We start from the raw sequence: 25021 nt of genomic DNA on the forward strand, positions 1-25021 counted from the left end.
CTAAGAAGTATATGGGCAACTAAAACGCTTGATTTGAGGGGTGAATCAGTTGGTAGGTCAACTAGTTCAGTATGGACGACACCGCCAGCGCAGAAGTTATGCGCGCATTAGTGAAGTTTTAGAATTACCAAATCTCATTGAGATCCAAACATCCTCCTATCAGTGGTTTCTTGATGAGGGCTTGAGAGAAATGTTTCAGGATATTTCTCCTATTGAAGATTTCACTGGTAATCTTGCACTGGAATTTATCGATTACAGTCTCGGAGAACCGAAATATCCGGTGGATGAGTCTAAGGAGCGCGATGTAACTTATTCAGCTCCACTTCGAGTAAAAGTCCGTCTTTTAAATAAAGAGACTGGTGAAGTAAAGGATCAGGAAGTATTCATGGGCGACTTTCCGCTTATGACCGAAACAGGAACATTTGTTATTAATGGAGCAGAGCGTGTTATCGTATCTCAGCTTGTTCGTTCTCCAAGTGTGTATTACAGTGGGAAACTGGACAAAAACGGAAAACGCGGTTTTACTGCTACTGTTATTCCGAACCGAGGAGCTTGGCTGGAATATGAAACAGATGCAAAAGATATTGTATATGTTCGTATTGACCGTACGCGAAAATTGCCAATTACTGTGTTGTTACGTGCTCTTGGGTTTGGCTCTGATCAAGAAATCATCGACCTTATCGGCGATAATGAATACATTCGCAATACACTTGAAAAAGATAACACGGAGAGTACCGAAAAAGCGCTCATTGAAATTTATGAGCGGCTGCGTCCGGGCGAACCTCCAACTGTTGAAAATGCCAAAAGCTTGCTGATCTCCCGTTTCTTTGACCCGAAACGATATGATCTTGCCAGCGTCGGGCGTTATAAAATGAATAAAAAGCTTCACACAAAAAATCGTTTATTCGGACAACGCTTGGCCGAAACATTGGCTGACCCGGAAACTGGCGAAATTATTGCTGAAAAGGGTACGCTTCTTGACCGCCGTGCACTTGATAAGATTATCCCGAATTTAGAAAATGGTGTTGGCTTTAAGACATACAAACAATCGGGCGGAGTAGTAGAAGAAGACATTGTTATTCAGTCCATTAAAGTATATGCACCGAACAGTGATGAGGAAAAAGTGATCAATATTATCGGGAACGGCTTCCCAGATGTAAACGTGAAGCACATTACTCCTGCTGATATTATTTCATCTATCGGCTACTTCTTTAACTTGCTCTATGGTGTTGGAGACACAGACGATATCGATCACTTAGGTAATCGTCGTCTTCGTTCTGTTGGGGAACTGCTTCAGAATCAATTCAGAATCGGTTTGTCTCGGATGGAACGTGTAGTTCGTGAACGGATGTCGATTCAGGATGCGAATACTATTACACCGCAGCAGCTTATTAACATTCGTCCGGTCATTGCTTCTATTAAAGAGTTTTTTGGAAGCTCTCAGCTATCACAATTTATGGATCAGACCAATCCGTTAGCAGAATTGACGCATAAGCGTCGTCTATCTGCCCTTGGACCTGGTGGATTAACGAGGGAACGTGCAGGATTTGAAGTGCGTGACGTTCACTATTCTCACTATGGCCGTATGTGTCCAATTGAAACACCTGAGGGACCAAACATCGGACTGATCAACTCACTATCTACTTATGCAAAAGTAAACCGGTTTGGCTTTATTGAAACACCGTACCGGAAAGTAGACCCTGATACCGGAAAAGTGACAGACCGAATTGACTATTTAACAGCTGATGAAGAAGACAACTATGTTGTGGCGCAAGCTAACGTCTTGCTCGATGAAGATGGTTCATTTATCGAAGAAGAAGTAGTAGCCCGCTTCCGGAGTGAAAACACAGTTGTAAAACGCGAGCGTGTAGATTACATGGACGTTTCGCCAAAACAAGTAGTATCTGCTGCAACTGCTTGTATTCCGTTCTTAGAAAACGATGACTCTAACCGGGCATTAATGGGAGCGAACATGCAGCGTCAAGCTGTGCCTTTAATGCAGCCAGAAGCGCCGATTGTCGGTACAGGCATGGAGTACGTTTCAGGGAAAGACTCTGGAGCTGCTGTTATTTGTAAAGCGCCTGGTATTGTTGAGCATGTAGAAGCGCGGGAAATTTGGGTTCGTCGTGTGGAAGAGATAGATGGCAAAGAAGTAAAAGGTAATTTGGATAAATACCGCCTGCTTAAATTTATCCGATCAAACCAAGGTACATGCTACAACCAACGGCCGATTGTTAGTGTCGGTGACCGCGTAACAAAAGGCGAAGTTCTTGCTGATGGACCTTCCATGGAAAAAGGCGAGCTTGCTCTAGGGCGCAACGTCATGGTTGCCTTCATGACATGGGATGGATACAACTATGAAGATGCGATCATCATGAGCGAAAGACTCGTGAAAGATGACGTATATACTTCTATCCATATTGAAGAATATGAGTCAGAGTCTCGAGATACAAAGCTTGGACCGGAAGAAATCACTCGTGATATTCCGAACGTTGGAGAAGATGCTCTTCGTAACCTTGATGAGCGTGGAATTATTCGTGTAGGAGCCGAAGTAAAGGATGGCGATTTGCTTGTTGGGAAAGTAACGCCAAAAGGTGTCACTGAACTAACTGCAGAAGAGCGGCTGTTACATGCCATTTTCGGTGAAAAAGCGCGTGAAGTACGCGATACGTCCTTACGTGTTCCGCACGGCGGTGGGGGAATCGTCCTTGATGTAAAAGTATTTAACCGTGAAGATGGCGATGAACTGCCACCGGGTGTAAATCAGCTTGTTCGTGTATATATCGTTCAGAAACGTAAGATTTCTGAAGGTGATAAAATGGCTGGACGACACGGAAACAAAGGGGTTATCTCCCGTATTTTGCCGGAGGAAGACATGCCTTACCTTCCAGATGGTACACCGGTTGATATCATGTTAAACCCATTAGGGGTACCTTCCCGTATGAACATTGGACAGGTAATGGAGCTTCATTTAGGTATGGCAGCCCGCTATTTAGGAATGCATGTAGCGACTCCTGTATTTGATGGAGCGACAGAAGACGATGTTTGGGAAACAATTGAAGAATCCGGTATGTCTCGTGATGCCAAAACTGTTCTTTATGATGGCCGAAGCGGGGAACCATTTGACAACCGTGTTTCTGTCGGTATCATGTATATGATCAAACTGGCGCACATGGTTGATGATAAGCTGCATGCCCGTTCAACGGGGCCATATTCCCTTGTTACTCAGCAGCCGCTTGGAGGGAAAGCTCAATTTGGCGGTCAGCGTTTTGGAGAGATGGAAGTATGGGCGCTTGAAGCTTATGGAGCTGCTTATACACTTCAGGAAATTCTTACTGTCAAATCAGATGATATCGTTGGCCGTGTAAAAACATATGAGGCGATCGTCAAAGGTGAAAATGTTCCAGAGCCTGGAGTTCCGGAGTCATTTAAAGTATTGATTAAAGAACTTCAAAGCTTAGGTATGGATGTTAAGATCATGTCTGGAGACGATCAGGAAATTGAAATGCGTGATTTAGAAGACGAAGAGGATCTTCAGCAGGCAGATACATTAAATATTGCCCCTGAAGAAAAATTGTCTGAAAAAGTAAGTTCAACGGATTAATTAATGAGCAGGCCGGGGGATTCCACACAGCATTCCCCGGCTGTCTTTCATACACAGCAGTTTAAGCATACTGGTTAAAACCTGTAGATTAAAAGGGAGGTAGGCCCCTTGTTAGATGTAAATAACTTTGAGTACATGAAAATCGGTCTAGCATCACCCGATAAAATTCGATCTTGGTCATATGGTGAAGTAAAAAAACCAGAAACGATCAATTATCGTACATTAAAACCAGAAAAAGATGGATTGTTTTGTGAGCGTATTTTTGGACCGACAAAAGACTGGGAATGTCATTGTGGGAAATATAAAAGAGTGCGCTATAAAGGTGTTGTCTGTGACCGCTGCGGAGTAGAAGTAACAAAAGCTAAAGTTCGCCGGGAACGTATGGGACACATTGAACTAGCAGCTCCTGTTTCACATATCTGGTATTTTAAAGGCATCCCGAGCCGTATGGGACTTGTGTTGGATATGTCTCCGCGTGCGCTTGAAGAAGTTATTTATTTTGCTTCTTACGTTGTAACAGAAACTGGTGAAACAGCACTTGAGAAAAAACAATTGCTTTCCGAAAAGGAATACCGTGCTTATCGAGATAAGTACGGAAACAAGTTTCAAGCATCTATGGGTGCAGAGGCGATTAAAAAGCTTCTTCAGGATATTGATCTTGAAAAAGAAGTAGACTTTCTCAAAGAAGAATTAAAGAGTGCGCAAGGTCAGCGTCGAACAAGAGCAATCAAGCGTTTAGAAGTTATCGAAGCGTTCCGTCATTCCGGAAATAAGCCGGATTGGATGATCTTAGATGTACTTCCTGTGATTCCTCCTGAGCTTCGTCCAATGGTTCAGCTGGATGGCGGCCGTTTCGCAACGTCTGACTTGAATGATTTATACCGTCGAGTAATTAACCGTAACAACCGCTTGAAGCGTCTGCTCGATCTTGGGGCACCAAGCATTATCGTTCAAAACGAAAAACGGATGCTTCAAGAAGCAGTAGATGCATTAATTGATAATGGACGACGCGGCCGACCTGTAACAGGACCGGGGAACCGTCCGTTAAAGTCGCTTTCACACATGCTCAAAGGAAAACAGGGTCGTTTCCGTCAGAACTTGCTAGGGAAACGTGTTGACTATTCAGGGCGTTCCGTTATCGTTGTTGGTCCAAACTTAAAAATGTATCAATGCGGTCTGCCGAAAGAAATGGCACTTGAATTATTCAAACCGTTTGTCATGAAAGAGCTTGTTGAAAAGGGTCTTGCACATAACATTAAGAGTGCAAAACGCAAAATTGAACGTGTTCAGCCGGAAGTATGGGATGTACTTGAAGAAGTGATTAGAGAGCACCCTGTTCTTCTGAACCGTGCTCCAACTCTTCACCGTCTTGGCATTCAAGCATTTGAGCCTACACTTGTAGAGGGGCGTGCTATTCGTCTTCATCCACTTGTTTGTACAGCATATAATGCTGACTTCGACGGTGACCAAATGGCTGTTCACGTTCCGCTTTCAGCAGAAGCACAAGCAGAAGCGCGGATGTTAATGCTGGCTGCCCAAAACATCTTAAACCCGAAAGATGGAAAACCAGTTGTTACTCCGTCTCAGGATATGGTATTGGGGAACTATTATTTAACTCTTGAACGTGAAAATGCGATCGGCGAAGGCATGGTATTTAAAGATACGAATGAGGCAATGATTGCTTATCAGAATGGTTACGTTCATCTTCATACGAGAGTAGCTGTAGCTGCTTCTTCTTTAAATAACCAAACATTTACTGAAGAACAAAACAGCCAGTTGTTAATTACAACTGTCGGAAAGATGATTTTCAATGAAATTCTTCCGGATACATTCCCATATATTAATGAGCCGACAAATACAAACCTAGTCATCAAAACACCGGAAAAATATTTTGTCGATCCAACTGAGAATGTAAAAGAATACATTCAAAAACAAGAGATTGTTGCTCCGTTTAAGAAGAAGATTCTTGGAAATATCATCGCAGAAGTATTTAAACGATTTAAAATTACAGAAACATCTAAAATGCTTGACCGCATGAAGGATTTAGGATTTAAGTATTCAACAAAAGCCGGTATTACGGTCGGTGTTGCTGATATTGTTGTATTAGGCGAGAAAGAACAAATCCTAAAAGATGCACAAGTAAAAGTCGATAATGTTATGAAACAGTTCAGACGTGGATTAATCACAGAAGAAGAGCGTTATGACCGCGTTATTTCGATCTGGAGTTCAGCGAAAGATATCATCCAAGGCAAGTTAATGGCGTCATTAGATAAGCGCAACCCTATCTTTATGATGAGTGATTCGGGTGCCCGTGGTAACGCGTCCAACTTCACTCAGCTTGCAGGTATGCGTGGTTTGATGGCCAACCCGGCTGGACGTATTATCGAACTTCCGATTAAATCAAGTTTCCGCGAAGGTTTAACGGTATTAGAATATTTTATCTCGACACATGGAGCGCGTAAAGGACTTGCGGATACGGCTCTGAAAACAGCTGACTCAGGTTATTTAACTCGTCGTCTTGTTGACGTAGCTCAAGATGTGATCGTTCGTGAAGATGATTGCGGAACGGACCGTGGGCTTCTCATTCGCTCCATTAAGGAAGGAACAGAAGTCATTGAGCCGCTAGAAGAGCGTCTAGTAGGCCGTTATTCTAGAAAAACAATTACACACCCTGAAACTGGGGGAGTCATTGCAAGAGAAAATGATTTAATAGATGAGGACATGACAAGCGTCATCATCAATGCAGGTATTGAAGAAGTATGGATTCGATCTGCATTCACTTGTAATACCCGTCATGGTGTATGTAAAAAATGTTATGGGCGCAACCTTGCAACTGGACAACAAGTGGAAGTGGGCGAAGCAGTTGGTATCATTGCTGCTCAATCTATTGGGGAACCAGGCACACAGCTTACGATGCGTACGTTCCATACAGGCGGGGTAGCCGGAGACGATATTACTCAAGGTTTGCCACGTATTCAGGAATTGTTTGAGGCGCGTAATCCGAAAGGTCAGGCAGTAATCTCTGAGATTGATGGTGTCGTTACAGCGATAAATGAGGGGCGCGATCGTCAACAAGAAATCGTCTTGCAAAGCGATGTAGAGAGCCGGACGTATACAGTTCCTTATACAGCCCGCTTAAAAGTAGCTGTTAATGACCATGTTACACGAGGTGAGGAACTAACAGAAGGTTCCATTGATCCGAAAGAATACTTGAGAATTACTGATGTTTCTTCTGTTCAGGAATACTTGTTACGTGAAGTACAGAAAGTATACCGTATGCAAGGGGTAGAAATCGGAGATAAGCACATTGAAGTAATGGTCCGCCAGATGCTTCGTAAAGTGCGCGTACTTGATGCCGGTGAAACGGATGTACTTCCTGGAAGTCTTCTCGAGATTCATCAGTTTAGAGATGCCAACGAAAAGGCATTGCTTGAAGGAAAGATGCCAGCAACAGGAAGGCCTGTTCTTCTTGGTATTACGAAAGCATCACTTGAAACGGATTCATTCCTGTCAGCTGCATCCTTCCAGGAGACGACTCGTGTCCTGACAGATGCTGCAATTAAAGGTAAGCGGGATGAACTTCTCGGCTTGAAAGAAAACGTGATTATCGGAAAACTTGTTCCAGCTGGAACGGGTATGCAGCGATATCGCAATTCGGAGCCAGTTTTAACTTCAACTGAAGAGTCTGTAACAGTCGAATAATACATGCTCATCAAGAAACATGTAATCGCTGGGAGACGAAGTGAATGATGTGATTGGAGCCGGTATATCCGGCTCCATTAAATAATTTGCTTTTGCAGTTGACATTCAAAAATATGAATGATAATATTATCAAGGTGCTCCTATGAACCACGTTACTTTGGAGGATGTTTATATGTCTTACGATAAAGTAGCAAAGGCCAAGAAGTTGGCAATAGGAACAAAACAAACAGTGAAAGCACTTGAAAGAAATCATGCACAGCAAGTAATCATCGCTGCTAACGCTAGCCCTCTTTTAATAAAAAAATAGAGGATCTGGCGAAAAGAAAAGCAGTGCCGGCTACTTATGTAGATTCTATGCTTAAATTAGGAAAAACATGTGGGATTGATGTCAAGGCATCAGCTGTTGCTATTATTAATGAATAATGTTTTTGCATGAAATTGCAAAGACTTTGTTTTTTACTTTAAAATGGTCCACCTGGATGTGTGGGCTTAAGAAAAAAGGAAGGGAGGATCTTTACATGCCTACTATTAACCAGTTAGTGCGTAAACCTCGTAAATCAAAAACAACTAAATCCAAATCACCAGCACTTAACAAAGGCTACAACAGCTTCAAAAAAGTGCAAACGGATATTAATTCACCACAAAAGCGTGGAGTATGTACTCGTGTTGGTACAATGACTCCGAAAAAGCCTAACTCAGCTTTACGTAAATATGCCCGTGTTCGTTTGAGCAATGGTATCGAAGTGAATGCTTATATTCCTGGGATTGGACACAACCTTCAAGAACACAGTGTTGTTTTGATCCGTGGAGGAAGAGTAAAAGACTTACCAGGGGTACGTTATCACATTGTTCGTGGTGCGCTTGACACTGCCGGTGTAGAAACGCGTCGTCAAGGCCGTTCTAAATACGGAATGAAGCGTCCAAAAGAAGCTAAAAAATAAATCTCAGTTAAACATTAAATGAAGCAATTATGTGGAAGGAGGAAATCATATGCCACGTAAAGGACCTGTAGCGAAAAGAGACGTACTTCCAGATCCAATGTACAACTCAAAGCTAGTTACTCGTCTCATCAACAAAATGATGGTAGACGGTAAAAGAGGTAAATCACAAGCCATTCTTTACGCATCATTTGACCTTATCCGTGAACGTACGGGTAAAGATCCAATGGAAGTATTTGATCAAGCAATTAAAAATATCATGCCAGTATTAGAGGTTAGAGCACGCCGTGTAGGTGGTGCAAACTATCAAGTGCCTGTTGAGGTTCGTCCTGAACGCCGCACAACTCTTGGTCTGCGCTGGTTAGTCAACTATTCTCGTCTGCGCGGCGAGAAAACAATGGAAGAACGCCTTGCAGCAGAAATTCTTGATGCAGCGAACAATACAGGGGCTTCTGTTAAGAAACGTGAAGATACACACAAAATGGCGGAAGCAAATAAAGCATTTGCTCATTACCGCTGGTAAGATTAACTTTCAAAACTAACCAAACCAAGGAAGGAGAAAGACATACATGGCAAGAGAGTTCTCCTTAGAAAACACTCGAAATATCGGTATCATGGCACACATCGATGCCGGTAAAACAACAACAACTGAGCGTATTCTTTATTATACAGGCCGAATCCATAAAATTGGTGAGACTCACGAAGGTGCATCTCAAATGGACTGGATGGAGCAAGAGCAAGAGCGTGGTATTACAATCACTTCTGCTGCGACAACAGCGCAGTGGAAAGGCCACCGCGTAAACATCATTGACACACCTGGACACGTAGACTTCACTGTTGAGGTTGAACGTTCACTTCGTGTACTTGATGGTGCTGTTACTGTACTTGATGCCCAATCTGGAGTTGAGCCTCAAACAGAAACTGTTTGGCGTCAGGCGACAACTTATGGGGTTCCACGTATCGTATTCGTTAACAAAATGGATAAAATCGGTGCGGACTTCTTGTATTCAGTAGGTACAATTAACGATCGTTTAATGGCGAATGCTCATCCAATTCAACTTCCAATTGGAGCTGAAGATGAGTTCCGCGGCATTATCGATTTAGTTGAAATGAAAGCAACTTTCTACGGAAACGACCTTGGAACTGACATCGAAGAAGGAGACATTCCTGAAGAGATGCAGGCTCAAGCAGAAGAGTACCGTGAAAAGTTAATTGAAGCTGTTGCAGAGTTCGATGAAGAAATCATGGAAAAATACCTTGGTGGAGAAGAAGTAACGATTCCAGAAATCAAAGCTGCGATCCGTAAAGGTACTTTGAATGTTGAGTTCTTCCCAGTTCTTTGTGGAACAGCCTTCAAAAACAAAGGTGTTCAATTAGTGCTTGATGCGGTAATTGATTACCTTCCAGCTCCAACAGATGTACCTAACATCAAAGGTACACTGCCTGACAGTGATGAAGAAGTAACTCGTCCATCATCGGATGATGCTCCATTCTCAGCACTTGCATTTAAAGTTATGACTGACCCTTACGTTGGTAAGTTGACGTTCTTCCGCGTATATTCCGGTATTTTAAATTCTGGTTCATACGTACAAAACTCAACTAAAGGCAAGCGTGAGCGTGTAGGTCGTATTCTGCAAATGCATGCGAACTCTCGTGAGGAAATCGCTGAAGTTCATGCAGGGGATATCGCTGCAGCAGTTGGATTGAAAGATACAACTACTGGAGACACTCTTTGTGACGAGAAAAGTCTTGTTATTTTAGAGTCTATGGAATTCCCAGAGCCGGTTATCTCTTTATCTGTTGAGCCGAAATCAAAAGGTGATCAGGATAAAATGACAACTGCTCTTCAAAAACTTCAAGAAGAAGATCCAACTTTCCGTGCCGAAACAAACCCTGAAACAGGACAAATTGTTATTTCCGGTATGGGGGAACTTCATTTAGATATCCTTGTAGACCGTATGCGTCGTGAGTTTAAAGTGGAAGCAAACGTTGGTGCGCCACAGGTTGCTTACCGCGAAACATTCCGTGCTTCTGCTCAAGTTGAAGGGAAGTTTGCCCGCCAATCTGGTGGACGCGGACAATTTGGACATGTATGGATCGAGTTTACACCTAACGAAGAAGGTGCTGGTTTTGAATTCGAAAACGGCATCGTCGGAGGGGTTGTTCCACGTGAATACATTCCTGCTGTCCAAGCTGGACTTGAGGATGCACTGCAAAATGGTGTACTTGCTGGTTATCCATTGATCGACATCAAAGCAAGACTATTTGACGGTTCTTACCATGATGTTGACTCCAGTGAGATGGCATTTAAAATCGCTGCTTCTATGGCGTTGAAAAATGCAGTTTCCAAATGTAATCCAGTTCTTCTTGAGCCGATGATGAAAGTAGAAGTTGTTATTCCTGATGAATATCTTGGAGATATTATGGGTGACATTACTTCTCGTCGTGGACGTGTAGAAGGAATGGAAGCACGCGGTAATGCACAAGTAGTTAAAGCATTCGTTCCACTTTCCGAAATGTTCGGTTATGCAACTTCCCTGCGTTCTAATACACAGGGCCGCGGAACGTATTCAATGCACTTTGATCACTACGAAGAAGTGCCAAAATCCGTTTCTGAAGAAATTATCAAAAAAAATAAAGGCGAATAATTGATTTATACTTTCTAATAAAGTATAAATACTATTGTATGCTTTGGTATCTTTGAAGACAGGGGGGATTCCCCCTGACTGAAAAGTCCCTATAAAATATAATTAAATTGACAACTCAAAGGAGGATTTCCTAATGGCTAAGGAAAAATTCGACCGTTCCAAAACACATGCGAATATCGGTACAATTGGTCACGTTGACCATGGTAAAACAACTTTAACTGCTGCAATCACAACTGTTCTTGCTAAAAAAGGCGGCGGTGAAGCAAAAGGTTACGATCAAATCGACGCTGCTCCAGAAGAGCGTGAGCGTGGTATCACAATCAATACTTCACACGTTGAGTATGAAACAGATACTCGTCACTATGCGCACGTTGACTGCCCAGGACATGCTGACTACGTTAAAAACATGATCACTGGTGCTGCACAAATGGATGGCGGTATCCTAGTAGTATCTGCTGCTGATGGCCCAATGCCACAAACTCGTGAGCACATCCTTCTTTCTCGTAACGTAGGTGTACCTTACCTAGTAGTATTCTTAAACAAATGCGACATGGTAGACGATGAAGAACTTCTTGAATTAGTAGAAATGGAAGTACGTGACCTTCTTTCTGAGTACGATTTCCCTGGAGATGACGTACCAGTAATCAAAGGTTCTGCTCTTAAAGCTCTTGAAGGAGAAGCTGAGTGGGAAGAAAGAATCGTTGAACTTATGAACGCTGTTGATGAGTATGTTCCAACTCCAGAGCGTGACACTGAAAAACCATTCATGATGCCTGTTGAGGACGTATTCTCAATCACTGGCCGTGGTACAGTTGCAACTGGCCGTGTTGAGCGTGGACAAGTTAAAGTTGGTGACGTTGTAGAAATCATCGGTTTAGCTGAAGAAGCGAAATCTACTACTGTAACTGGAGTAGAAATGTTCCGTAAGCTTCTTGACTATGCAGAAGCTGGCGACAACATCGGTGCTCTTCTTCGTGGTGTTGCACGTGAAGACATCCAACGTGGACAAGTTCTTGCTAAACCAGGTTCAATCACACCACATACTAAATTTAAAGCTGAAGTATACGTACTATCTAAAGAAGAGGGTGGACGTCACACTCCATTCTTCACAAACTACCGTCCACAGTTCTACTTCCGTACAACTGACGTGACTGGTGTTGTTCAACTTCCTGAAGGCGTAGAAATGGTTATGCCTGGCGATAACATCGAAATGAACGTTGAACTTATTTCTCCAATCGCTATCGAAGAAGGAACTCGTTTCTCTATTCGTGAAGGCGGACGTACTGTTGGTTCAGGCGTTGTTTCTACAATCGAAAAGTAATCATTTTTCAAAAAAGCAGGCGGATTTCCGTCTGCTTTTTTTATGCCATATGAAACTATATGTTTTGCAATTAGGGGTTCAGCTCTTTATTAAGAAGGGACTGCTGCTTTTAATGTAAACCGATCTTGTTTTAATTGATAGCTATTCTATTTTCTTCTATTGAAATAAGAGACTGATGTATATATAATAGAAAAAGTGCACGAGGCGTAAAAATTATTTTAAATTAAGTTGCATAACTTAAAGAATTCGTGTATACTTAACAATGTTGGTTTTTGACAGCGATGATGTGGAAGGTTGCTGATACACCCGGCCGCTTTGCCATGGCGAGTGTCGTTAGGATATTTCCACGGAGAATGTCTATTATCAAATAGGCGGAAAAGGAGGGAAAATAATGGCAAAAGAAAAAATTCGTATTCGTTTAAAAGCATATGATCACAGAATTTTAGATCAATCAGCAGAAAAGATCGTTGAAACAGCAAAACGTTCTGGTGCTAACGTATCGGGTCCAATCCCATTACCAACAGAGAAGTCTGTTTACACAATCTTGCGTGCGGTTCATAAGTACAAAGATTCTCGTGAGCAATTCGAGATGCGCACACATAAACGTTTAATCGACATCGTGAATCCAACACCACAAACTGTTGATTCATTAATGCGTTTAGACTTACCGTCAGGCGTTGACATTGAAATCAAACTTTAATTTATTATAAAAAATATCAATATTCAGGAGGTGTGACTCATGACCAAAGGAATCTTAGGAAGAAAAGTAGGTATGACTCAAGTGTTCGCTGAAAACGGAGAACTCATCCCAGTTACCGTGATCGAAGCAGCAGCAAACGTTGTACTACAAAAGAAAACAATCGAAAACGATGGATACGAAGCTATTCAATTAGGTTTCGATGATAAGCGTGAAAAACTTTCCAACAAGCCAGCTAAAGGTCACGTTGCGAAAGCTAACACTGCACCTAAGCGCTTCATTCGTGAGTTCCGTAATTTCGGCAGCGAAGTAGAAGTTGGTCAAGAAGTCAAAGTAGATATTTTCGCTGAAGGGGATATCATTGACGTAACAGGAGTTTCAAAAGGTAAAGGATTCCAAGGGGCAATCAAACGCCACGGACAAAGCCGCGGGCCAATGTCTCATGGATCTCGTTATCATCGTCGTCCTGGTTCAATGGGACCAGTTGCTCCTAACCGTGTATTCAAAAACAAATTACTACCAGGACGTATGGGTGGCGAACAAATCACTATCCAAAACCTGCAAGTAGTAAGAGTTGACGCGGATCGCAACGTTATCTTAGTAAAAGGAAACGTTCCTGGACCTAGAAAATCTCTAGTGAAAATCCAAAGTGCGATAAAAGTAAAATAATCGACTTTTTCTAGAAAGGAGGAAATAAGAATGCCGAAAGTTACACTATTAAACCAAAGCGGAGCTGAAGTTGGTGAAATCGAACTGAATGATTCTGTTTTTGGTATTGAACCTAATCAACACGTTTTATTCGAGGCAGTAATGATGCAGCGTGCGTCTTTACGTCAAGGAACAAGCAAAGTGAAAAATCGCTCAGAAGTGCGTGGCGGCGGCCGTAAACCATGGCGTCAAAAAGGTACTGGACGTGCTCGTCAAGGATCTATTCGCTCTCCACAATGGCGCGGAGGCGGAACAGTGTTCGGTCCAGTTCCACGTAGCTACAGCTATAAAATGCCGAAAAAAGTACGTCGCTTAGCGATTAAATCTGCTCTTTCTTCTAAGTTAGCAGAACAAAATATCGTGGTTTTGGAAGCATTATCTCTTGATGCACCAAAAACAAAAGAATTCGCAAGCGTATTGAAAAATCTTTCTGTGGACAGCAAAGCGCTGATCGTAACAGAAGCTTTAAATGAAAATGTTGCTTTATCTGCCCGTAACATCCCAGGAGTAACCGTGGTAGATGCAAGTGGTATTAGCGTTTTAGATGTTCTTGGACATGACAAACTAATCATCACTAAAGCAGCTGTTGAAAAAGTAGAGGAGGTGCTTGCATAATGGATGCTCGCGATGTTATTAAGCGCCCCGTTATTACAGAACATTCAACTGAAGTTATGGCTGATAAAAAATATACGTTCGAAGTTGATGTGAAAGCAAACAAAACTCAAGTTAAAGATGCAATCGAAGAAATCTTTGGCGTGAAAGTAGCAAAAGTCAACATCATGAACTACAAAGGTAAGTTCAAACGTATGGGTCGTTTTGCAGGTTATACAAACAAACGCCGTAAAGCGGTTGTTACATTAACTCAAGACAGCAAAGAAATCGAACTATTTGAAGTTTAATTTAAGAATATAAGAAGAGGAGGGAAATGACATGGCGATTAAAAAGTATAAACCAACCACAAACGGTCGTCGTAACATGACGACGTTGGATTTTTCTGAGCTTACAACAGACACTCCAGAAAAATCGTTGCTGGCGCCTCTTAAAAAGAAAGGCGGACGCAATAACCAAGGTAGAACTACTGTTCGTCATCAAGGTGGCGGCCATAAGCGTCAATACCGTATTATCGACTTCAAACGCGATAAAGATGGTATACCTGGACGCGTTGCCACAATCGAGTATGATCCAAACCGCTCAGCAAACATTGCTTTAATCAATTATGCTGACGGTGAAAAACGCTACATCTTAGCACCAAAAAACCTTAAAGTCGGAATGGAAGTTATGTCCGGACCAGAGGCTGATATCAAAACAGGTAACGCTCTTCCTTTAGTTAACATTCCTGTAGGTACAGTTGTTCACAACATCGAGTTGAAACCTGGCAAAGGCGGACAATTAGTTCGTTCTGCAGGGACATCTGCACAAGTGTTAGGTAAAGAAGGAAAATACGTTCTTGTTCGCTTGAATTCTGGTGAGGTTCGTATGATTCTTGCTACTTGCCGCGCGACTGTTGGTCAAGTAGGTAATGAGCAGCATGAACTTGTTAACATTGGTAAAGCAGGACGTTCTCGCTGGTTAGGTAAGAAACCAACGGTTCGTGGATCTGTAATGAACCCGAATGATCACCCACACGGTGGTGGTGAAGGTCGTACGCCAATCGGACGTAAGACACCTGTTACACCTTGGGGCAAACCGACTCTTGGATACAAAACTCGTAAGAAAACAAACAAAAGCGACAAGTTTATCGTTCGTCGCCGCAAAAAATAACGTAATTGCACTACGGTTCCTTTTGCGAACCGTAGACCAATTGCGAAGGGAGGTACCAAAATGGGCCGCAGCTTGAAAAAAGGACCTTTTGTTGATGATCATTTATTCAATAAAATTGAAAAGTTAAATGAAGCTGATAAGAAACAAGTTGTAAAAACTTGGTCTCGCCGTTCAACAATCTTCCCAGCTTTCATTGGACACACAATTGCTGTGTACGATGGCCGTAAACACGTTCCTGTATATGTAACGGAAGATATGGTCGGACACAAACTTGGTGAATTTGCACCAACACGTACGTATAAAGGTCACGGCAGTGACGACAAGAAAACAAGACGTTAATGAGAGGAGGGTATCCTAATGGAAGCAAAAGCTGTTGTGAAAACAGTTCGTATTGCTCCTCGTAAAGCACGTTTAGTGGTTGATTTGATTCGAGGAAAGCAAGTGGGAGAAGCTGTTGCTATTTTACGCCACACACCAAAAGCTGCATCTCCTATCGTTGAAAAATTACTTAACTCTGCGGTTGCTAATGCAGAGCATAACTATGACATGGATGTCAATAAACTTGTTGTTAAACAAGTATTTGTTGACGAAGGTCCAACTTTAAAACGTTTCCGTCCACGTGCAATGGGACGCGCAAGTGCAATTAATAAACGTACAAGCCACATCACAATCGTGGTATCAGAAAAGAAGGAGGGATAATTCGTGGGTCAAAAAGTACATCCTAATGGTTTACGTGTCGGTATCATTCGTGACTGGGATTCAAAATGGTATGCAGAAAAAGATTATGCGAGCCTTTTACACGAAGACCTTAAAGTTCGTGAATATATCGAAAACCGTTTAAAAGATGCTTCTGTATCTCGAGTTGAAATTGAGCGTGCTGCTAACCGCATCAACATTACTGTTCATACAGCGAAGCCTGGTATGGTTATCGGTAAAGGTGGATCTGAGGTTGAAGCACTTCGTAAATCTCTAAACCAATTAACTGGCAAACGTGTTCATATTAATATCGTTGAAATTAAAAGAGCTGATTTAGATGCTAAGCTTGTAGCAGAAAACATTGCTCGCCAATTGGAAAACCGTGTATCTTTCCGTCGTGCACAAAAACAAGCAATTCAACGTACAATTCGTGCGGGTGCAAAAGGAATCAAAACACAGGTTTCTGGACGTCTTGGCGGTGCAGATATCGCTCGTGCTGAACACTATAGTGAAGGAACAGTTCCACTTCATACACTTCGTGCGGACATCGATTATGCGCATGTTGAAGCTGACACTACTTATGGTAAGCTTGGCGTGAAAGTATGGATTTACCGTGGAGAGGTTCTTCCTACGAAGAAGAAGTCTGAGGAAGGAGGAAAATAATATGTTATTGCCTAAACGTGTAAAATACCGTCGTGTACACCGTGGAAAAATGCGCGGTCAAGCAAAAGGCGGCACAGAAGTAGCATTCGGTGAATACGGTTTACAAGCTCTTGAAGCTTCTTGGATTACTAACCGTCAAATCGAATCAGCACGTATCGCTATGACTCGTTATATGAAACGTGGCGGTAAAGTATGGATCAAAATTTTCCCTCATAAACCTTACACAGCAAAACCTCTTGAAGTTCGGATGGGTTCCGGTAAAGGTGCTCCTGAAGGATGGGTAGCTGTAGTGAAACCTGGAAAAATTATGTTTGAAATTGCTGGTGTGTCTGAAGAAGTAGCGCGTGAAGCACTTCGTCTTGCTGCACACAAACTACCAGTAAAATGCAAATTCGTAAAACGAGAAGAAATTGGTGGTGAATCAAATGAAGGCTAATGAAATTATTGAATTAACCACTGCCGAAATTGAACAAAAGCTTAAGTCTTTAAAAGAGGAGCTTTTCAACCTTCGCTTCCAATTAGCGACTGGTCAACTTGAAAACACTGCTCGCATCCGTGAGGTACGTAAAGCGATCGCTCGTATGAAAACTGTAATTCGCCAAAGAGAGATCGATGTTAACAATCGATAATTGAGAGGAGGTTTGCGCAATGAGTGAACGTAACCAACGTAAAGTTTATACTGGACGTGTTGTGTCTGACAAAATGGATAAGACAGTCACTGTTCTTGTAGAAACTTATAAAAAGCACTCACTTTACGGCAAACGCGTTAAGTACTCTAAAAAATTCAAAGCTCATGATGAGTTGAATGAAGCAAAAATCGGTGATGTTGTCCGTATCATGGAAACTCGCCCGTTGTCTGCTACAAAACGCTTCCGTTTAGTTGAAGTTGTTGAAAAAGCAGTTATTATCTAATTTATTATTGTTCGGATATAACGTGAATCCGAAGGGAGGTAACATAAATGATCCAACAAGAATCTCGTTTAAAAGTAGCTGATAACTCGGGTGCGCGTGAAGTTTTAGCGATCAAAGTTCTTGGTGGCTCTGGCCGTAAGACTGCAAACATCGGAGATATCATCGTCTGCACAGTGAAACAAGCAACACCAGGCGGCGTTGTCAAAAAAGGTGATGTAGTAAAAGCTGTTATTGTTCGTACAAAACGTGGAATGCGCCGTAATGACGGATCGTATATCCGTTTTGACGAAAATGCTTGCGTAATTATTAAAGATGACAAGAGCCCACGCGGAACTCGTATCTTTGGTCCAGTTGCACGTGAACTACGTGATAGCAACTTTATGAAAATTGTTTCTCTTGCTCCAGAAGTAATCTAATGAAATTAAATTTTATCAACTTGACCATTCAAGGAGGTGCGATCAAATGAATGTCAAAAAAGGCGATAAAGTAATGGTTATCACGGGCAAAGACAAAGGAAAAACAGGCATCGTGCTTGCAGCATTTCCTAAAAAAGACCGTGTTCTTGTAGAAGGAATTAATATCGTGAAAAAACACGCGAAGCCTTCTCAAGTAAATCCGCAAGGCGGAATTATTAGCCAAGAGGCACCTATTCACGTTTCTAACGTTATGCTTTTAGACCCTAAATCAAATGAACCTACTCGTGTAGGATTCAAAGTGGTTGACGGCAAGAAAGTACGCGTAGCAAAAAAATCCGGTGAAACTTTAGATAAATAATAAGCCTGTTAATGAAGGGAGGTACACTTTATGAACCGCCTTAAAGCAAAGTTTAATGAAGAAATTACACCTGCTTTAATGAATAAATTCAATTACGACTCAGTAATGCAAGTACCGAAAGTTGAAAAAATCGTAGTTAATATGGGAGTTGGCGACGCTGTTCAAAACGCGAAAGTGCTTGATACAGCTGTTGAAGAGCTAGCGTTAATTACTGGCCAAAAGCCGTTGATTACGCGTGCGAAAAATTCGATCGCAGGCTTCCGTCTTCGTGAAGGTATGCCGATCGGAGCGAAAGTAACATTACGCGGAGAGCGTATGTACGAATTCCTTGATAAATTGATCTCTGTATCACTTCCACGTGTACGTGACTTCCGTGGTATTTCTAAGAAAGCATTTGACGGACGCGGCAACTATACACTTGGTGTGAAAGAACAATTAATCTTCCCTGAGATTGATTACGATAAAGTAAGCAAAATCCGCGGTATGGATATCGTAATTGTTACAACTGCGAAAACTGATGAAGAATCTCGCGAATTGTTAACTCAACTTGGAATGCCGTTCCAAAAGTAATCTCTATAAAAGGGAGGCGAAAACGTGGCTAAAAAATCAATGATTGCGAAACAAAAACGCACACCTAAATTTAAAGTACAAGAGTACACACGCTGCGAACGTTGCGGACGTCCACACTCTGTATACCGCAAATTTAAGCTTTGCCGTATTTGTTTCCGTGAACTTGCATATAAAGGACAAATTCCTGGTGTTAAAAAAGCCAGTTGGTAATACCCCGACTTGGGAAGGAGGTAAATAGAATGGTTATGACAGATCCGATTGCAGATTTGCTTACTCGCATCCGTAATGCGAACATGGTGCGTCACGAGAAATTAGAAGTACCTGCTTCTAACATCAAAAAGGAAATCGCTGAAATTTTAAAACGTGAAGGTTTCGTGCGTGACGTTGAATTTATTGAAGACAACAAGCAAGGCATGATCCGTATTTTCTTGAAATATGGAGCGCACAACGAACGGGTTATCACTGGTTTAAAACGTATCAGCAAACCTGGTCTGCGTGTTTACGCTAAAGCTGATGAAATGCCAAGAGTACTTAACGGTTTAGGTATTGCTCTTGTATCAACATCCAAAGGTGTGTTAACGGATAAAGAAGCTCGCGCTCAACAAATTGGCGGCGAAGTATTAGCATACGTTTGGTAATATTTTTGTAATGAATGGAGGTGCAACAATATGTCTCGCGTAGGGAAAAAACCTATTGAGCTGCCAGAAGGCGTAACATTGGCGAACGATAATAACACTGTTACTGTAAAAGGCCCGAAAGGTGAGCTTGTTAATACATTTAACAAAGACATGAAGATCGAAATTGAAGGTAACGTTGTTACAGTCGTTCGTCCTTCAGAATCTAAAGAACATCGTACAATCCACGGTACAACTCGTGCGTTGCTTGCAAACATGGTTGAGGGTGTATCTAAAGGTTTCGAAAAAGCTCTTGAACTAAATGGTGTCGGATACCGTGCACAAAAACAAGGCAACAAGCTTGTTTTGAACGTTGGTTATTCTCACCCTGTTGAAATGGAGCCAGAAACAGGTGTAGAAGTGGAAGTTCCTTCTAACACGAAAGTAATCGTTAAAGGCATCAACAAAGAGCGCGTAGGAGCTTTTGCTGCTAACGTTCGCGCAGTACGTCCACCAGAGCCTTACAAAGGTAAAGGGATTCGTTATGAAGGCGAATACGTACGTCGCAAAGAAGGTAAAACAGGTAAGTAATGTCGCTTAAGTAAACGAAAGGAGTGACCACGATGATTACGAAACAAGATAAAAATAAAACACGTAAGAAGAGACACGTTCGTGTACGTGCGAAAGTCAGCGGTACACCATCTCGTCCACGTTTAAATATCTTCCGTTCTAACCAACATCTTTACGCTCAAGTGATCGATGATGTGAACGGTGTAACTCTTGTCAACGCTTCTACAATCGAAAAAGACTTCGGTTTAGAAAAAACAGGCAACACTGAAGCAGCTGCAAAAGTTGGCGAATTAGTGGCTAAAAGAGCGAGTGAAAAAGGAATCAAATCCGTAGTATTTGACCGCGGAGGTTACTTATATCATGGTCGCGTAAAAGCTTTAGCAGAAGCAGCGCGCGAAAATGGACTGGAATTCTAATAAAGAAGGAGGGACAAATTAATGCGTCGCATTGATCCAAATAAACTTGAACTTGAAGAACGCGTAGTTACGGTCAATCGTGTAGCGAAAGTAGTAAAAGGCGGTCGTCGTTTCCGCTTTACTGCTCTTGTGGTTGTCGGTGACAAAAACGGACACGTAGGCTTTGGAACTGGTAAAGCGCAAGAAGTACCTGATGCCATTCGCAAAGCAATCGAAGATGCAAAGAAAAATTTAGTTACTATTCCTATCGTTGGAACAACGATTCCACACGAAGTGATCGGTCGTTTTGGCGGCGGCGAAATCCTTTTGAAGCCTGCTTCTGAAGGTACTGGGGTTATCGCTGGTGGACCAGTTCGTGCGGTACTTGAGCTTGGTGGGGTAGAAGACATTCTTTCTAAATCTCATGGTTCAAATACGCCAATTAACATGGTGCGTGCTACTATTGAAGGAATTAAACAACTGAAGCGTGCGGAAGATGTTGCTAAATTGCGCGGAAAATCAGTAGAAGAACTGTTAGGATAAGGAGGGATTTACAATGGCTGAAAAATTAACAATTACCCTCACTCGCAGCTTGATCGGTCGTTCGAAGGATCAACGTGAAACAGTTAAAGCTCTTGGTCTTCGCAAGCTACATCAAACAGTGGAGCATCAAGATAATGCAGCAATTAGAGGCATGATCAATAAAGTAGCTCACTTAGTGACTGTTAACGAACAATAATTTTAATCTAGAGAATAAGGAGGTGCACGAACATGAAACTTCATGAATTAAAACCTGCTGAAGGTTCTCGTAAAGCTCGCAATCGTGTTGGACGTGGTCCCGGCTCTGGAAATGGTAAAACTGCCGGTAAAGGTCATAAAGGACAAAACGCCCGTTCAGGCGGTGGTGTACGTCTAGGTTTTGAAGGGGGACAAACTCCTTTATTCCGACGCTTACCGAAACGTGGTTTTACTAACATCAACAGAAAAGAATATGCAATCGTTAATCTCGATGCATTAAATCGCTTTGACGAAGGAACAGAAGTCACACCGGAACTTCTTATTGAAACTGGTGTTGTCCGCAACGAAAAAGCAGGAATCAAAATTCTTGCTAAAGGCAACGTTGAGAAGAAATTGACTGTAAAAGCTCATAAATTCTCTTCTGCTGCTCAAGAAGCAATTGAGGCTGCTGGCGGTACGACTGAGGTGATTTAATGTTTCGCACAATCTCCAATTTTATGCGTGTGGGTGATATAAGAAGAAAAATTATATTCACCCTTCTTATGTTAATCGTTTTCCGTATCGGCACATTTATTCCTGTTCCCAACGTCGATGCAAATGTATTGAAAATGCAGGAACAGGCAGGACTGATCGGCTTTCTTAATACTTTTGGCGGGGGAGCGCTTAAGAACTTCTCCATTCTTGCTATGGGAATTATGCCTTATATTACAGCTTCCATCATTGTTCAGCTTTTACAAATGGATGTGGTTCCGAAGTTTACCGAATGGTCGAAGCAAGGAGAGGTTGGCCGTCGTAAGCTGGCACAGTTTACGAGATATTTCACGATTGTTCTTGGTTTTATCCAAGCACTTGGAATGTCGTATGGTTTCAACCGCTTATATGGCGGCATGCTCGTTGAAAGTAACAGCATAGGCGCTTATCTGCTTATTGCCCTCGTGTTAACGGCTGGGACAGCTTTTCTCATGTGGCTTGGGGAGTTAATCACTTCCAAAGGTGTTGGAAACGGAATTTCGGTTATCATTTTTGCTGGGATTGTTGCGGCGATACCAAATGCCGTGAATCAGATTTATGTACAACAAATTGAAGGAGCCGGTGAACAACTATTCTTAAAAATCGTTGTGCTAATACTGATTGTACTAGCTGTCTTGGCACTTATCGTTGGAGTAATCTTTTTTCAGCAGGCATTGCGTAAAATTCCGATTCAATACGCTAAGCGTGTGACTGGTGACAACGGGGTTGGTGCACGTGGTGCCCAAGCAACTCATTTACCTTTAAAAGTAAATGCAGCCGGAGTTATTCCTGTCATTTTCGCGATAGCTTTTCTGGTCACGCCTCAAACATTATCGTCGTTCTTTGGCTCAAATGATGTCACAATGACGATTCAAAACATTTTTGATTATACAAAACCCGTCGGTATGATCATTTATGTGGCGTTGATCGTTGCATTTACGTATTTTTACGCGTTTATTCAAGTGAATCCAGAACAATTGGCTGACAACTTGAAGAAACAAGGAGGATACATTCCAGGTATTCGTCCTGGGAAAAACACGCAGGATTATTTAACAAGAGTTTTATACCGTTTAACATTTGTTGGAGCGATATTCCTAGCTGTTATCTCCGTTCTTCCTGTATTTTTTATAAAGTTTGCAGGACTTCCACAAACTGCCCAAATCGGCGGCACAAGTTTGCTGATTGTAGTTGGTGTTGCATTGGAAACAATGAAACAATTGGAAGCCCAGCTTGTCAAACGCCATTACAAAGGCTTTATTAAATAAAGGCAAGCTGTTGCACGTCTTGAATCAGATTGAGGGGGTATACAAATGAATCTAGTATTAATGGGACTGCCAGGTGCCGGAAAAGGTACGCAGGCCGAACGAATTGTTGAAAAATATGACATTCCACACATTTCTACAGGCGATATGTTCCGCGCAGCAATGAAAGAGGGCACGGAACTTGGATTGAAGGCTAAATCCTTTATGGATGAAGGTGCTCTTGTCCCTGATGAAGTGACAATCGGAATTGTTCGCGAAAGATTGAGCAAAACTGATTGTCAAGACGGTTTTCTTCTTGATGGTTTTCCAAGAACAGTTGCTCAGGCCGAAGCGCTTGAAAACATGTTAGAAGAGCTTGGAAAGAAAATCAACTATGTCATCAACGTTAATGTTGATAAAGATATTCTCATGGCTCGTTTAACCGGACGCCGTATTTGCAAAAGCTGCGGAGCTACATACCACCTCGTATTTAACCCGCCAGCTGTTGAGGATAAGTGTGATCGTTGCGGCGGTGAGCTTTATCAGCGTGCAGATGACAATGAAGAAACTGTTCAAAATCGTTTGGATGTCAATTTAAAACAAACCGAACCATTACTAGATTTTTACCGGCAAAAAGGTTACTTGAAGGATATTAATGGTCAGCAGGAAATCGGAAAAGTCTTTGAAGACATTGACGAACTTCTGAAAGGCCTCAAGTAAATGATTATTTGCAAGACCCCTCGAGAGATAGAGATTATGAAAGAAGCAGGACGAATTGTTGCTTTAACGCATAAGGAGCTGCAGAGGTTTATCTCTCCCGGTATAAGCACAAAAGAGTTAGATGAAATTGCGGAAAAATTTATTCGACAGCATGATGCAATTCCTTCTTTTAAAGGGTATAATGGTTTTCGCGGCAGTATTTGTACATCTGTTAACGAAGAACTTGTTCACGGTATTCCTGGGGACAGAGTTTTAAAAGAAGGGGACATCATTAGTCTGGATATTGGGGCTAACTATCGAGGTTATCATGGTGATTCTGCCTGGACTTATCCTGTTGGCACCGTTTCTTCCGAAGTCCAGAAGCTGTTGGAAGTGACAAAGGATTCGCTTTTTGTCGGTTTAGAGGAAGCGAAGCCAGGTGAACGTCTTTCAAACATCTCCCATGCGATTCAAACATATGTGGAATCTCATGGCTTTTCAATAGTGCGTGAGTATGTAGGACATGGCATTGGTCAAAACTTGCATGAGGATCCGCAAATTCCTCATTACGGTCCGCCTGGCAGAGGTCCAAAGCTCAGACCTGGAATGGTGCTTGCAATCGAACCAATGGTGAACGCTGGAAGGCGCTATGTGAAAACACTTGAGGACAACTGGACAGTTGTTACTCAAGACGGGAAAATGTGTGCTCACTTCGAACATACAGTTGCGATTACTGAAACCGGTTTTGAAATCCTAACTAAAGCCTAACACATATGTGCTTCTCCAGAAATTGATTCAAGTCTAGTCTAATAACCAGGACCGCTTCATTTGCAGCGGGGTTCTGTATGAAAAGAGAAGGGAGAATAACGAATGGCGAAAGACGATGTAATTGAAATTGAAGGCACAGTAGTTGAAACTTTGCCGAATGCAATGTTTAAGGTAGAACTGGAAAATGGACATACGATACTTGCCCATGTTTCAGGGAAGATCCGCATGCACTTTATTCGCATTCTGCCTGGAGATAAAGTAACAGTTGAACTTTCTCCGTATGATTTAACACGCGGCCGTATTACTTATCGCTATAAATAACTTAAGCACTCCGGACTATGAAGGAGGTTGGAAAAAATGAAAGTAAGACCATCAGTAAAGCCAATCTGTGAGAAATGCAAAGTCATTCGCAGACGCGGCAAAGTAATGGTTATTTGTGAAAACCCTAAACATAAACAAAAACAAGGATAATTTGAATAGGAGGTGCACATT

Annotated in this window: 32 protein-coding genes and 1 pseudogene; all 33 read left to right on the forward strand. The window is 42.1% G+C overall.

Annotated elements, in window-relative coordinates; translation table 11 throughout:
* Window positions 1–49 precede the first annotated feature (49 nt).
* The 33 genes and pseudogenes from rpoB (at window position 50) to rpmJ (ending at window position 25000) form a co-directional block, all read left to right on the forward strand.
* The gene (rpoB, locus tag QYG89_RS14460) at window positions 50–3604 is read left to right on the forward strand and encodes a DNA-directed RNA polymerase subunit beta (RefSeq protein WP_404318517.1); all 3555 of its coding nucleotides are present in this window, start codon (window positions 50–52) and stop codon (window positions 3602–3604) included.
* A gap of 108 nt (window positions 3605–3712) precedes the next feature.
* Window positions 3713–7306 carry a DNA-directed RNA polymerase subunit beta' gene (rpoC, locus tag QYG89_RS14465; RefSeq protein ID WP_404318520.1) on the forward strand — a complete coding sequence of 1198 codons (3594 nt, stop codon included), beginning with the start codon at window positions 3713–3715 and terminating at the stop codon, window positions 7304–7306.
* Between the two features lie 172 nt (window positions 7307–7478).
* Window positions 7479–7729, forward strand: a pseudogene (locus QYG89_RS14470) (ribosomal L7Ae/L30e/S12e/Gadd45 family protein).
* 95 nt (window positions 7730–7824) lie between these two features.
* Window positions 7825–8247, forward strand: a complete 423-nt coding sequence (rpsL, locus tag QYG89_RS14475; RefSeq protein ID WP_404318523.1) for a 30S ribosomal protein S12 — start codon at window positions 7825–7827, stop codon at window positions 8245–8247.
* A gap of 49 nt (window positions 8248–8296) precedes the next feature.
* Window positions 8297–8767, forward strand: a complete 471-nt coding sequence (rpsG, locus tag QYG89_RS14480; RefSeq protein ID WP_095479276.1) for a 30S ribosomal protein S7 — start codon at window positions 8297–8299, stop codon at window positions 8765–8767.
* A gap of 46 nt (window positions 8768–8813) precedes the next feature.
* Window positions 8814–10892: an elongation factor G gene (fusA, locus tag QYG89_RS14485; RefSeq protein WP_404318525.1), complete on the forward strand. Its 2079-nt coding sequence runs from the start codon at window positions 8814–8816 to the stop codon at window positions 10890–10892.
* Between the two features lie 133 nt (window positions 10893–11025).
* Window positions 11026–12213, forward strand: a complete 1188-nt coding sequence (tuf, locus tag QYG89_RS14490) for an elongation factor Tu (RefSeq protein WP_404318527.1) — start codon at window positions 11026–11028, stop codon at window positions 12211–12213.
* Between the two features lie 391 nt (window positions 12214–12604).
* Window positions 12605–12913 (forward strand): 30S ribosomal protein S10, encoded by a 309-nt coding sequence (gene rpsJ, locus QYG89_RS14495; RefSeq protein ID WP_019394071.1) that lies wholly within the window; start codon window positions 12605–12607, stop codon window positions 12911–12913.
* A 39-nt stretch (window positions 12914–12952) separates the two neighbouring features.
* Window positions 12953–13579, forward strand: coding sequence for a 50S ribosomal protein L3 (gene rplC, locus QYG89_RS14500; RefSeq protein WP_404318529.1), 627 nt, complete (start codon window positions 12953–12955; stop codon window positions 13577–13579).
* Window positions 13580–13609: 30 nt separating this feature from the next.
* Window positions 13610–14233 (forward strand): 50S ribosomal protein L4, encoded by a 624-nt coding sequence (gene rplD, locus QYG89_RS14505; protein ID WP_404318530.1) that lies wholly within the window; start codon window positions 13610–13612, stop codon window positions 14231–14233.
* Complete coding sequence (rplW, locus tag QYG89_RS14510) at window positions 14233–14517, forward strand: 50S ribosomal protein L23 (protein ID WP_404318532.1); 285 nt, start codon at window positions 14233–14235, stop codon at window positions 14515–14517. Before rplD ends, rplW begins: the two co-directional genes overlap by 1 nt.
* Window positions 14518–14548: 31 nt before the next feature.
* The gene (gene rplB / locus QYG89_RS14515) at window positions 14549–15379 is read left to right on the forward strand and encodes a 50S ribosomal protein L2 (RefSeq protein ID WP_404318533.1); all 831 of its coding nucleotides are present in this window, start codon (window positions 14549–14551) and stop codon (window positions 15377–15379) included.
* 60 nt (window positions 15380–15439) lie between these two features.
* Window positions 15440–15718: a 30S ribosomal protein S19 gene (gene rpsS, locus QYG89_RS14520; protein WP_120035863.1), complete on the forward strand. Its 279-nt coding sequence runs from the start codon at window positions 15440–15442 to the stop codon at window positions 15716–15718.
* A gap of 18 nt (window positions 15719–15736) precedes the next feature.
* Complete coding sequence (rplV, locus tag QYG89_RS14525; protein WP_404318535.1) at window positions 15737–16078, forward strand: 50S ribosomal protein L22; 342 nt, start codon at window positions 15737–15739, stop codon at window positions 16076–16078.
* A 3-nt stretch (window positions 16079–16081) separates the two neighbouring features.
* Window positions 16082–16738, forward strand: coding sequence for a 30S ribosomal protein S3 (rpsC, locus tag QYG89_RS14530; RefSeq protein WP_404318537.1), 657 nt, complete (start codon window positions 16082–16084; stop codon window positions 16736–16738).
* A gap of 1 nt (window position 16739) precedes the next feature.
* Window positions 16740–17174: a 50S ribosomal protein L16 gene (gene rplP, locus QYG89_RS14535; RefSeq protein ID WP_404318539.1), complete on the forward strand. Its 435-nt coding sequence runs from the start codon at window positions 16740–16742 to the stop codon at window positions 17172–17174.
* Window positions 17164–17367, forward strand: coding sequence for a 50S ribosomal protein L29 (gene rpmC, locus QYG89_RS14540; RefSeq protein ID WP_041101766.1), 204 nt, complete (start codon window positions 17164–17166; stop codon window positions 17365–17367). The genes rplP and rpmC overlap by 11 nt, the downstream gene beginning before the upstream one ends.
* A gap of 19 nt (window positions 17368–17386) precedes the next feature.
* Window positions 17387–17650, forward strand: coding sequence for a 30S ribosomal protein S17 (rpsQ, locus tag QYG89_RS14545; RefSeq protein ID WP_041101764.1), 264 nt, complete (start codon window positions 17387–17389; stop codon window positions 17648–17650).
* Window positions 17651–17697: 47 nt separating this feature from the next.
* The gene (gene rplN / locus QYG89_RS14550; protein WP_404318541.1) at window positions 17698–18066 is read left to right on the forward strand and encodes a 50S ribosomal protein L14; all 369 of its coding nucleotides are present in this window, start codon (window positions 17698–17700) and stop codon (window positions 18064–18066) included.
* A 46-nt stretch (window positions 18067–18112) separates the two neighbouring features.
* A complete protein-coding gene (gene rplX / locus QYG89_RS14555; protein ID WP_404318543.1) occupies window positions 18113–18424 on the forward strand; it encodes a 50S ribosomal protein L24 in 312 nt (103 codons plus the stop codon).
* 30 nt (window positions 18425–18454) lie between these two features.
* Entirely contained in the window at window positions 18455–18994 is a 540-nt protein-coding gene (rplE, locus tag QYG89_RS14560) for a 50S ribosomal protein L5 (protein WP_404318545.1), read from the forward strand.
* Between the two features lie 24 nt (window positions 18995–19018).
* On the forward strand, window positions 19019–19204 hold the full coding sequence (gene rpsN / locus QYG89_RS14565; RefSeq protein ID WP_001085700.1) for a 30S ribosomal protein S14: 186 nt from the start codon (window positions 19019–19021) through the stop codon (window positions 19202–19204).
* Window positions 19205–19233: 29 nt separating this feature from the next.
* Window positions 19234–19632 (forward strand): 30S ribosomal protein S8, encoded by a 399-nt coding sequence (gene rpsH / locus QYG89_RS14570; protein ID WP_404318548.1) that lies wholly within the window; start codon window positions 19234–19236, stop codon window positions 19630–19632.
* 30 nt (window positions 19633–19662) lie between these two features.
* The gene (rplF, locus tag QYG89_RS14575) at window positions 19663–20199 is read left to right on the forward strand and encodes a 50S ribosomal protein L6 (RefSeq protein WP_404318550.1); all 537 of its coding nucleotides are present in this window, start codon (window positions 19663–19665) and stop codon (window positions 20197–20199) included.
* Between the two features lie 32 nt (window positions 20200–20231).
* Entirely contained in the window at window positions 20232–20594 is a 363-nt protein-coding gene (gene rplR / locus QYG89_RS14580; RefSeq protein WP_404318552.1) for a 50S ribosomal protein L18, read from the forward strand.
* 21 nt (window positions 20595–20615) lie between these two features.
* Window positions 20616–21116, forward strand: coding sequence for a 30S ribosomal protein S5 (rpsE, locus tag QYG89_RS14585; protein ID WP_404318554.1), 501 nt, complete (start codon window positions 20616–20618; stop codon window positions 21114–21116).
* Between the two features lie 13 nt (window positions 21117–21129).
* A complete protein-coding gene (gene rpmD, locus QYG89_RS14590; protein ID WP_404318556.1) occupies window positions 21130–21312 on the forward strand; it encodes a 50S ribosomal protein L30 in 183 nt (60 codons plus the stop codon).
* Between the two features lie 32 nt (window positions 21313–21344).
* On the forward strand, window positions 21345–21785 hold the full coding sequence (rplO, locus tag QYG89_RS14595) for a 50S ribosomal protein L15 (RefSeq protein ID WP_404318557.1): 441 nt from the start codon (window positions 21345–21347) through the stop codon (window positions 21783–21785).
* Entirely contained in the window at window positions 21785–23086 is a 1302-nt protein-coding gene (secY, locus tag QYG89_RS14600) for a preprotein translocase subunit SecY (protein WP_404318558.1), read from the forward strand. Before rplO ends, secY begins: the two co-directional genes overlap by 1 nt.
* A gap of 45 nt (window positions 23087–23131) precedes the next feature.
* A complete protein-coding gene (locus tag QYG89_RS14605; protein ID WP_404318560.1) occupies window positions 23132–23782 on the forward strand; it encodes an adenylate kinase in 651 nt (216 codons plus the stop codon).
* Window positions 23783–24529: a type I methionyl aminopeptidase gene (gene map / locus QYG89_RS14610; RefSeq protein WP_404318562.1), complete on the forward strand. Its 747-nt coding sequence runs from the start codon at window positions 23783–23785 to the stop codon at window positions 24527–24529.
* Between the two features lie 102 nt (window positions 24530–24631).
* Window positions 24632–24850: a translation initiation factor IF-1 gene (infA, locus tag QYG89_RS14615; protein WP_039234460.1), complete on the forward strand. Its 219-nt coding sequence runs from the start codon at window positions 24632–24634 to the stop codon at window positions 24848–24850.
* Between the two features lie 36 nt (window positions 24851–24886).
* A complete protein-coding gene (rpmJ, locus tag QYG89_RS14620; protein ID WP_000868344.1) occupies window positions 24887–25000 on the forward strand; it encodes a 50S ribosomal protein L36 in 114 nt (37 codons plus the stop codon).
* Window positions 25001–25021 lie beyond the last annotated feature (21 nt).

The organism is Bacillus lumedeiriae, from assembly GCF_044891285.1.
In the GTDB taxonomy this organism is placed as follows: Bacteria; Bacillota; Bacilli; order Bacillales; family Domibacillaceae; genus Pseudobacillus; species Pseudobacillus lumedeiriae.

Excerpts from the sequence above, each read along its gene's own strand:
- rpsL (WP_404318523.1), top strand. The coding sequence starts at position 7,825 with ATGCCTACTATTAACCAGTTAGTGCGTAAACCTCGTAAATCAAAAACA.
- rpsG (WP_095479276.1), top strand. The coding sequence starts at position 8,297 with ATGCCACGTAAAGGACCTGTAGCGAAAAGAGACGTACTTCCAGATCCA.
- fusA (WP_404318525.1), top strand. The coding sequence starts at position 8,814 with ATGGCAAGAGAGTTCTCCTTAGAAAACACTCGAAATATCGGTATCATG.
- tuf (WP_404318527.1), top strand. The coding sequence starts at position 11,026 with ATGGCTAAGGAAAAATTCGACCGTTCCAAAACACATGCGAATATCGGT.
- rpsJ (WP_019394071.1), top strand. The coding sequence starts at position 12,605 with ATGGCAAAAGAAAAAATTCGTATTCGTTTAAAAGCATATGATCACAGA.
- rplC (WP_404318529.1), top strand. The coding sequence starts at position 12,953 with ATGACCAAAGGAATCTTAGGAAGAAAAGTAGGTATGACTCAAGTGTTC.
- rplD (WP_404318530.1), top strand. The coding sequence starts at position 13,610 with ATGCCGAAAGTTACACTATTAAACCAAAGCGGAGCTGAAGTTGGTGAA.
- rplW (WP_404318532.1), top strand. The coding sequence starts at position 14,233 with ATGGATGCTCGCGATGTTATTAAGCGCCCCGTTATTACAGAACATTCA.
- rplB (WP_404318533.1), top strand. The coding sequence starts at position 14,549 with ATGGCGATTAAAAAGTATAAACCAACCACAAACGGTCGTCGTAACATG.
- rpsS (WP_120035863.1), top strand. The coding sequence starts at position 15,440 with ATGGGCCGCAGCTTGAAAAAAGGACCTTTTGTTGATGATCATTTATTC.
- rplV (WP_404318535.1), top strand. The coding sequence starts at position 15,737 with ATGGAAGCAAAAGCTGTTGTGAAAACAGTTCGTATTGCTCCTCGTAAA.
- rplP (WP_404318539.1), top strand. The coding sequence starts at position 16,740 with ATGTTATTGCCTAAACGTGTAAAATACCGTCGTGTACACCGTGGAAAA.
- rpmC (WP_041101766.1), top strand. The coding sequence starts at position 17,164 with ATGAAGGCTAATGAAATTATTGAATTAACCACTGCCGAAATTGAACAA.
- rpsQ (WP_041101764.1), top strand. The coding sequence starts at position 17,387 with ATGAGTGAACGTAACCAACGTAAAGTTTATACTGGACGTGTTGTGTCT.
- rplN (WP_404318541.1), top strand. The coding sequence starts at position 17,698 with ATGATCCAACAAGAATCTCGTTTAAAAGTAGCTGATAACTCGGGTGCG.
- rplX (WP_404318543.1), top strand. The coding sequence starts at position 18,113 with ATGAATGTCAAAAAAGGCGATAAAGTAATGGTTATCACGGGCAAAGAC.
- rplE (WP_404318545.1), top strand. The coding sequence starts at position 18,455 with ATGAACCGCCTTAAAGCAAAGTTTAATGAAGAAATTACACCTGCTTTA.
- rpsH (WP_404318548.1), top strand. The coding sequence starts at position 19,234 with ATGGTTATGACAGATCCGATTGCAGATTTGCTTACTCGCATCCGTAAT.
- rplF (WP_404318550.1), top strand. The coding sequence starts at position 19,663 with ATGTCTCGCGTAGGGAAAAAACCTATTGAGCTGCCAGAAGGCGTAACA.
- rplR (WP_404318552.1), top strand. The coding sequence starts at position 20,232 with ATGATTACGAAACAAGATAAAAATAAAACACGTAAGAAGAGACACGTT.
- rpsE (WP_404318554.1), top strand. The coding sequence starts at position 20,616 with ATGCGTCGCATTGATCCAAATAAACTTGAACTTGAAGAACGCGTAGTT.
- rpmD (WP_404318556.1), top strand. The coding sequence starts at position 21,130 with ATGGCTGAAAAATTAACAATTACCCTCACTCGCAGCTTGATCGGTCGT.
- rplO (WP_404318557.1), top strand. The coding sequence starts at position 21,345 with ATGAAACTTCATGAATTAAAACCTGCTGAAGGTTCTCGTAAAGCTCGC.
- secY (WP_404318558.1), top strand. The coding sequence starts at position 21,785 with ATGTTTCGCACAATCTCCAATTTTATGCGTGTGGGTGATATAAGAAGA.
- QYG89_RS14605 (WP_404318560.1), top strand. The coding sequence starts at position 23,132 with ATGAATCTAGTATTAATGGGACTGCCAGGTGCCGGAAAAGGTACGCAG.
- map (WP_404318562.1), top strand. The coding sequence starts at position 23,783 with ATGATTATTTGCAAGACCCCTCGAGAGATAGAGATTATGAAAGAAGCA.
- infA (WP_039234460.1), top strand. The coding sequence starts at position 24,632 with ATGGCGAAAGACGATGTAATTGAAATTGAAGGCACAGTAGTTGAAACT.
- rpmJ (WP_000868344.1), top strand. The coding sequence starts at position 24,887 with ATGAAAGTAAGACCATCAGTAAAGCCAATCTGTGAGAAATGCAAAGTC.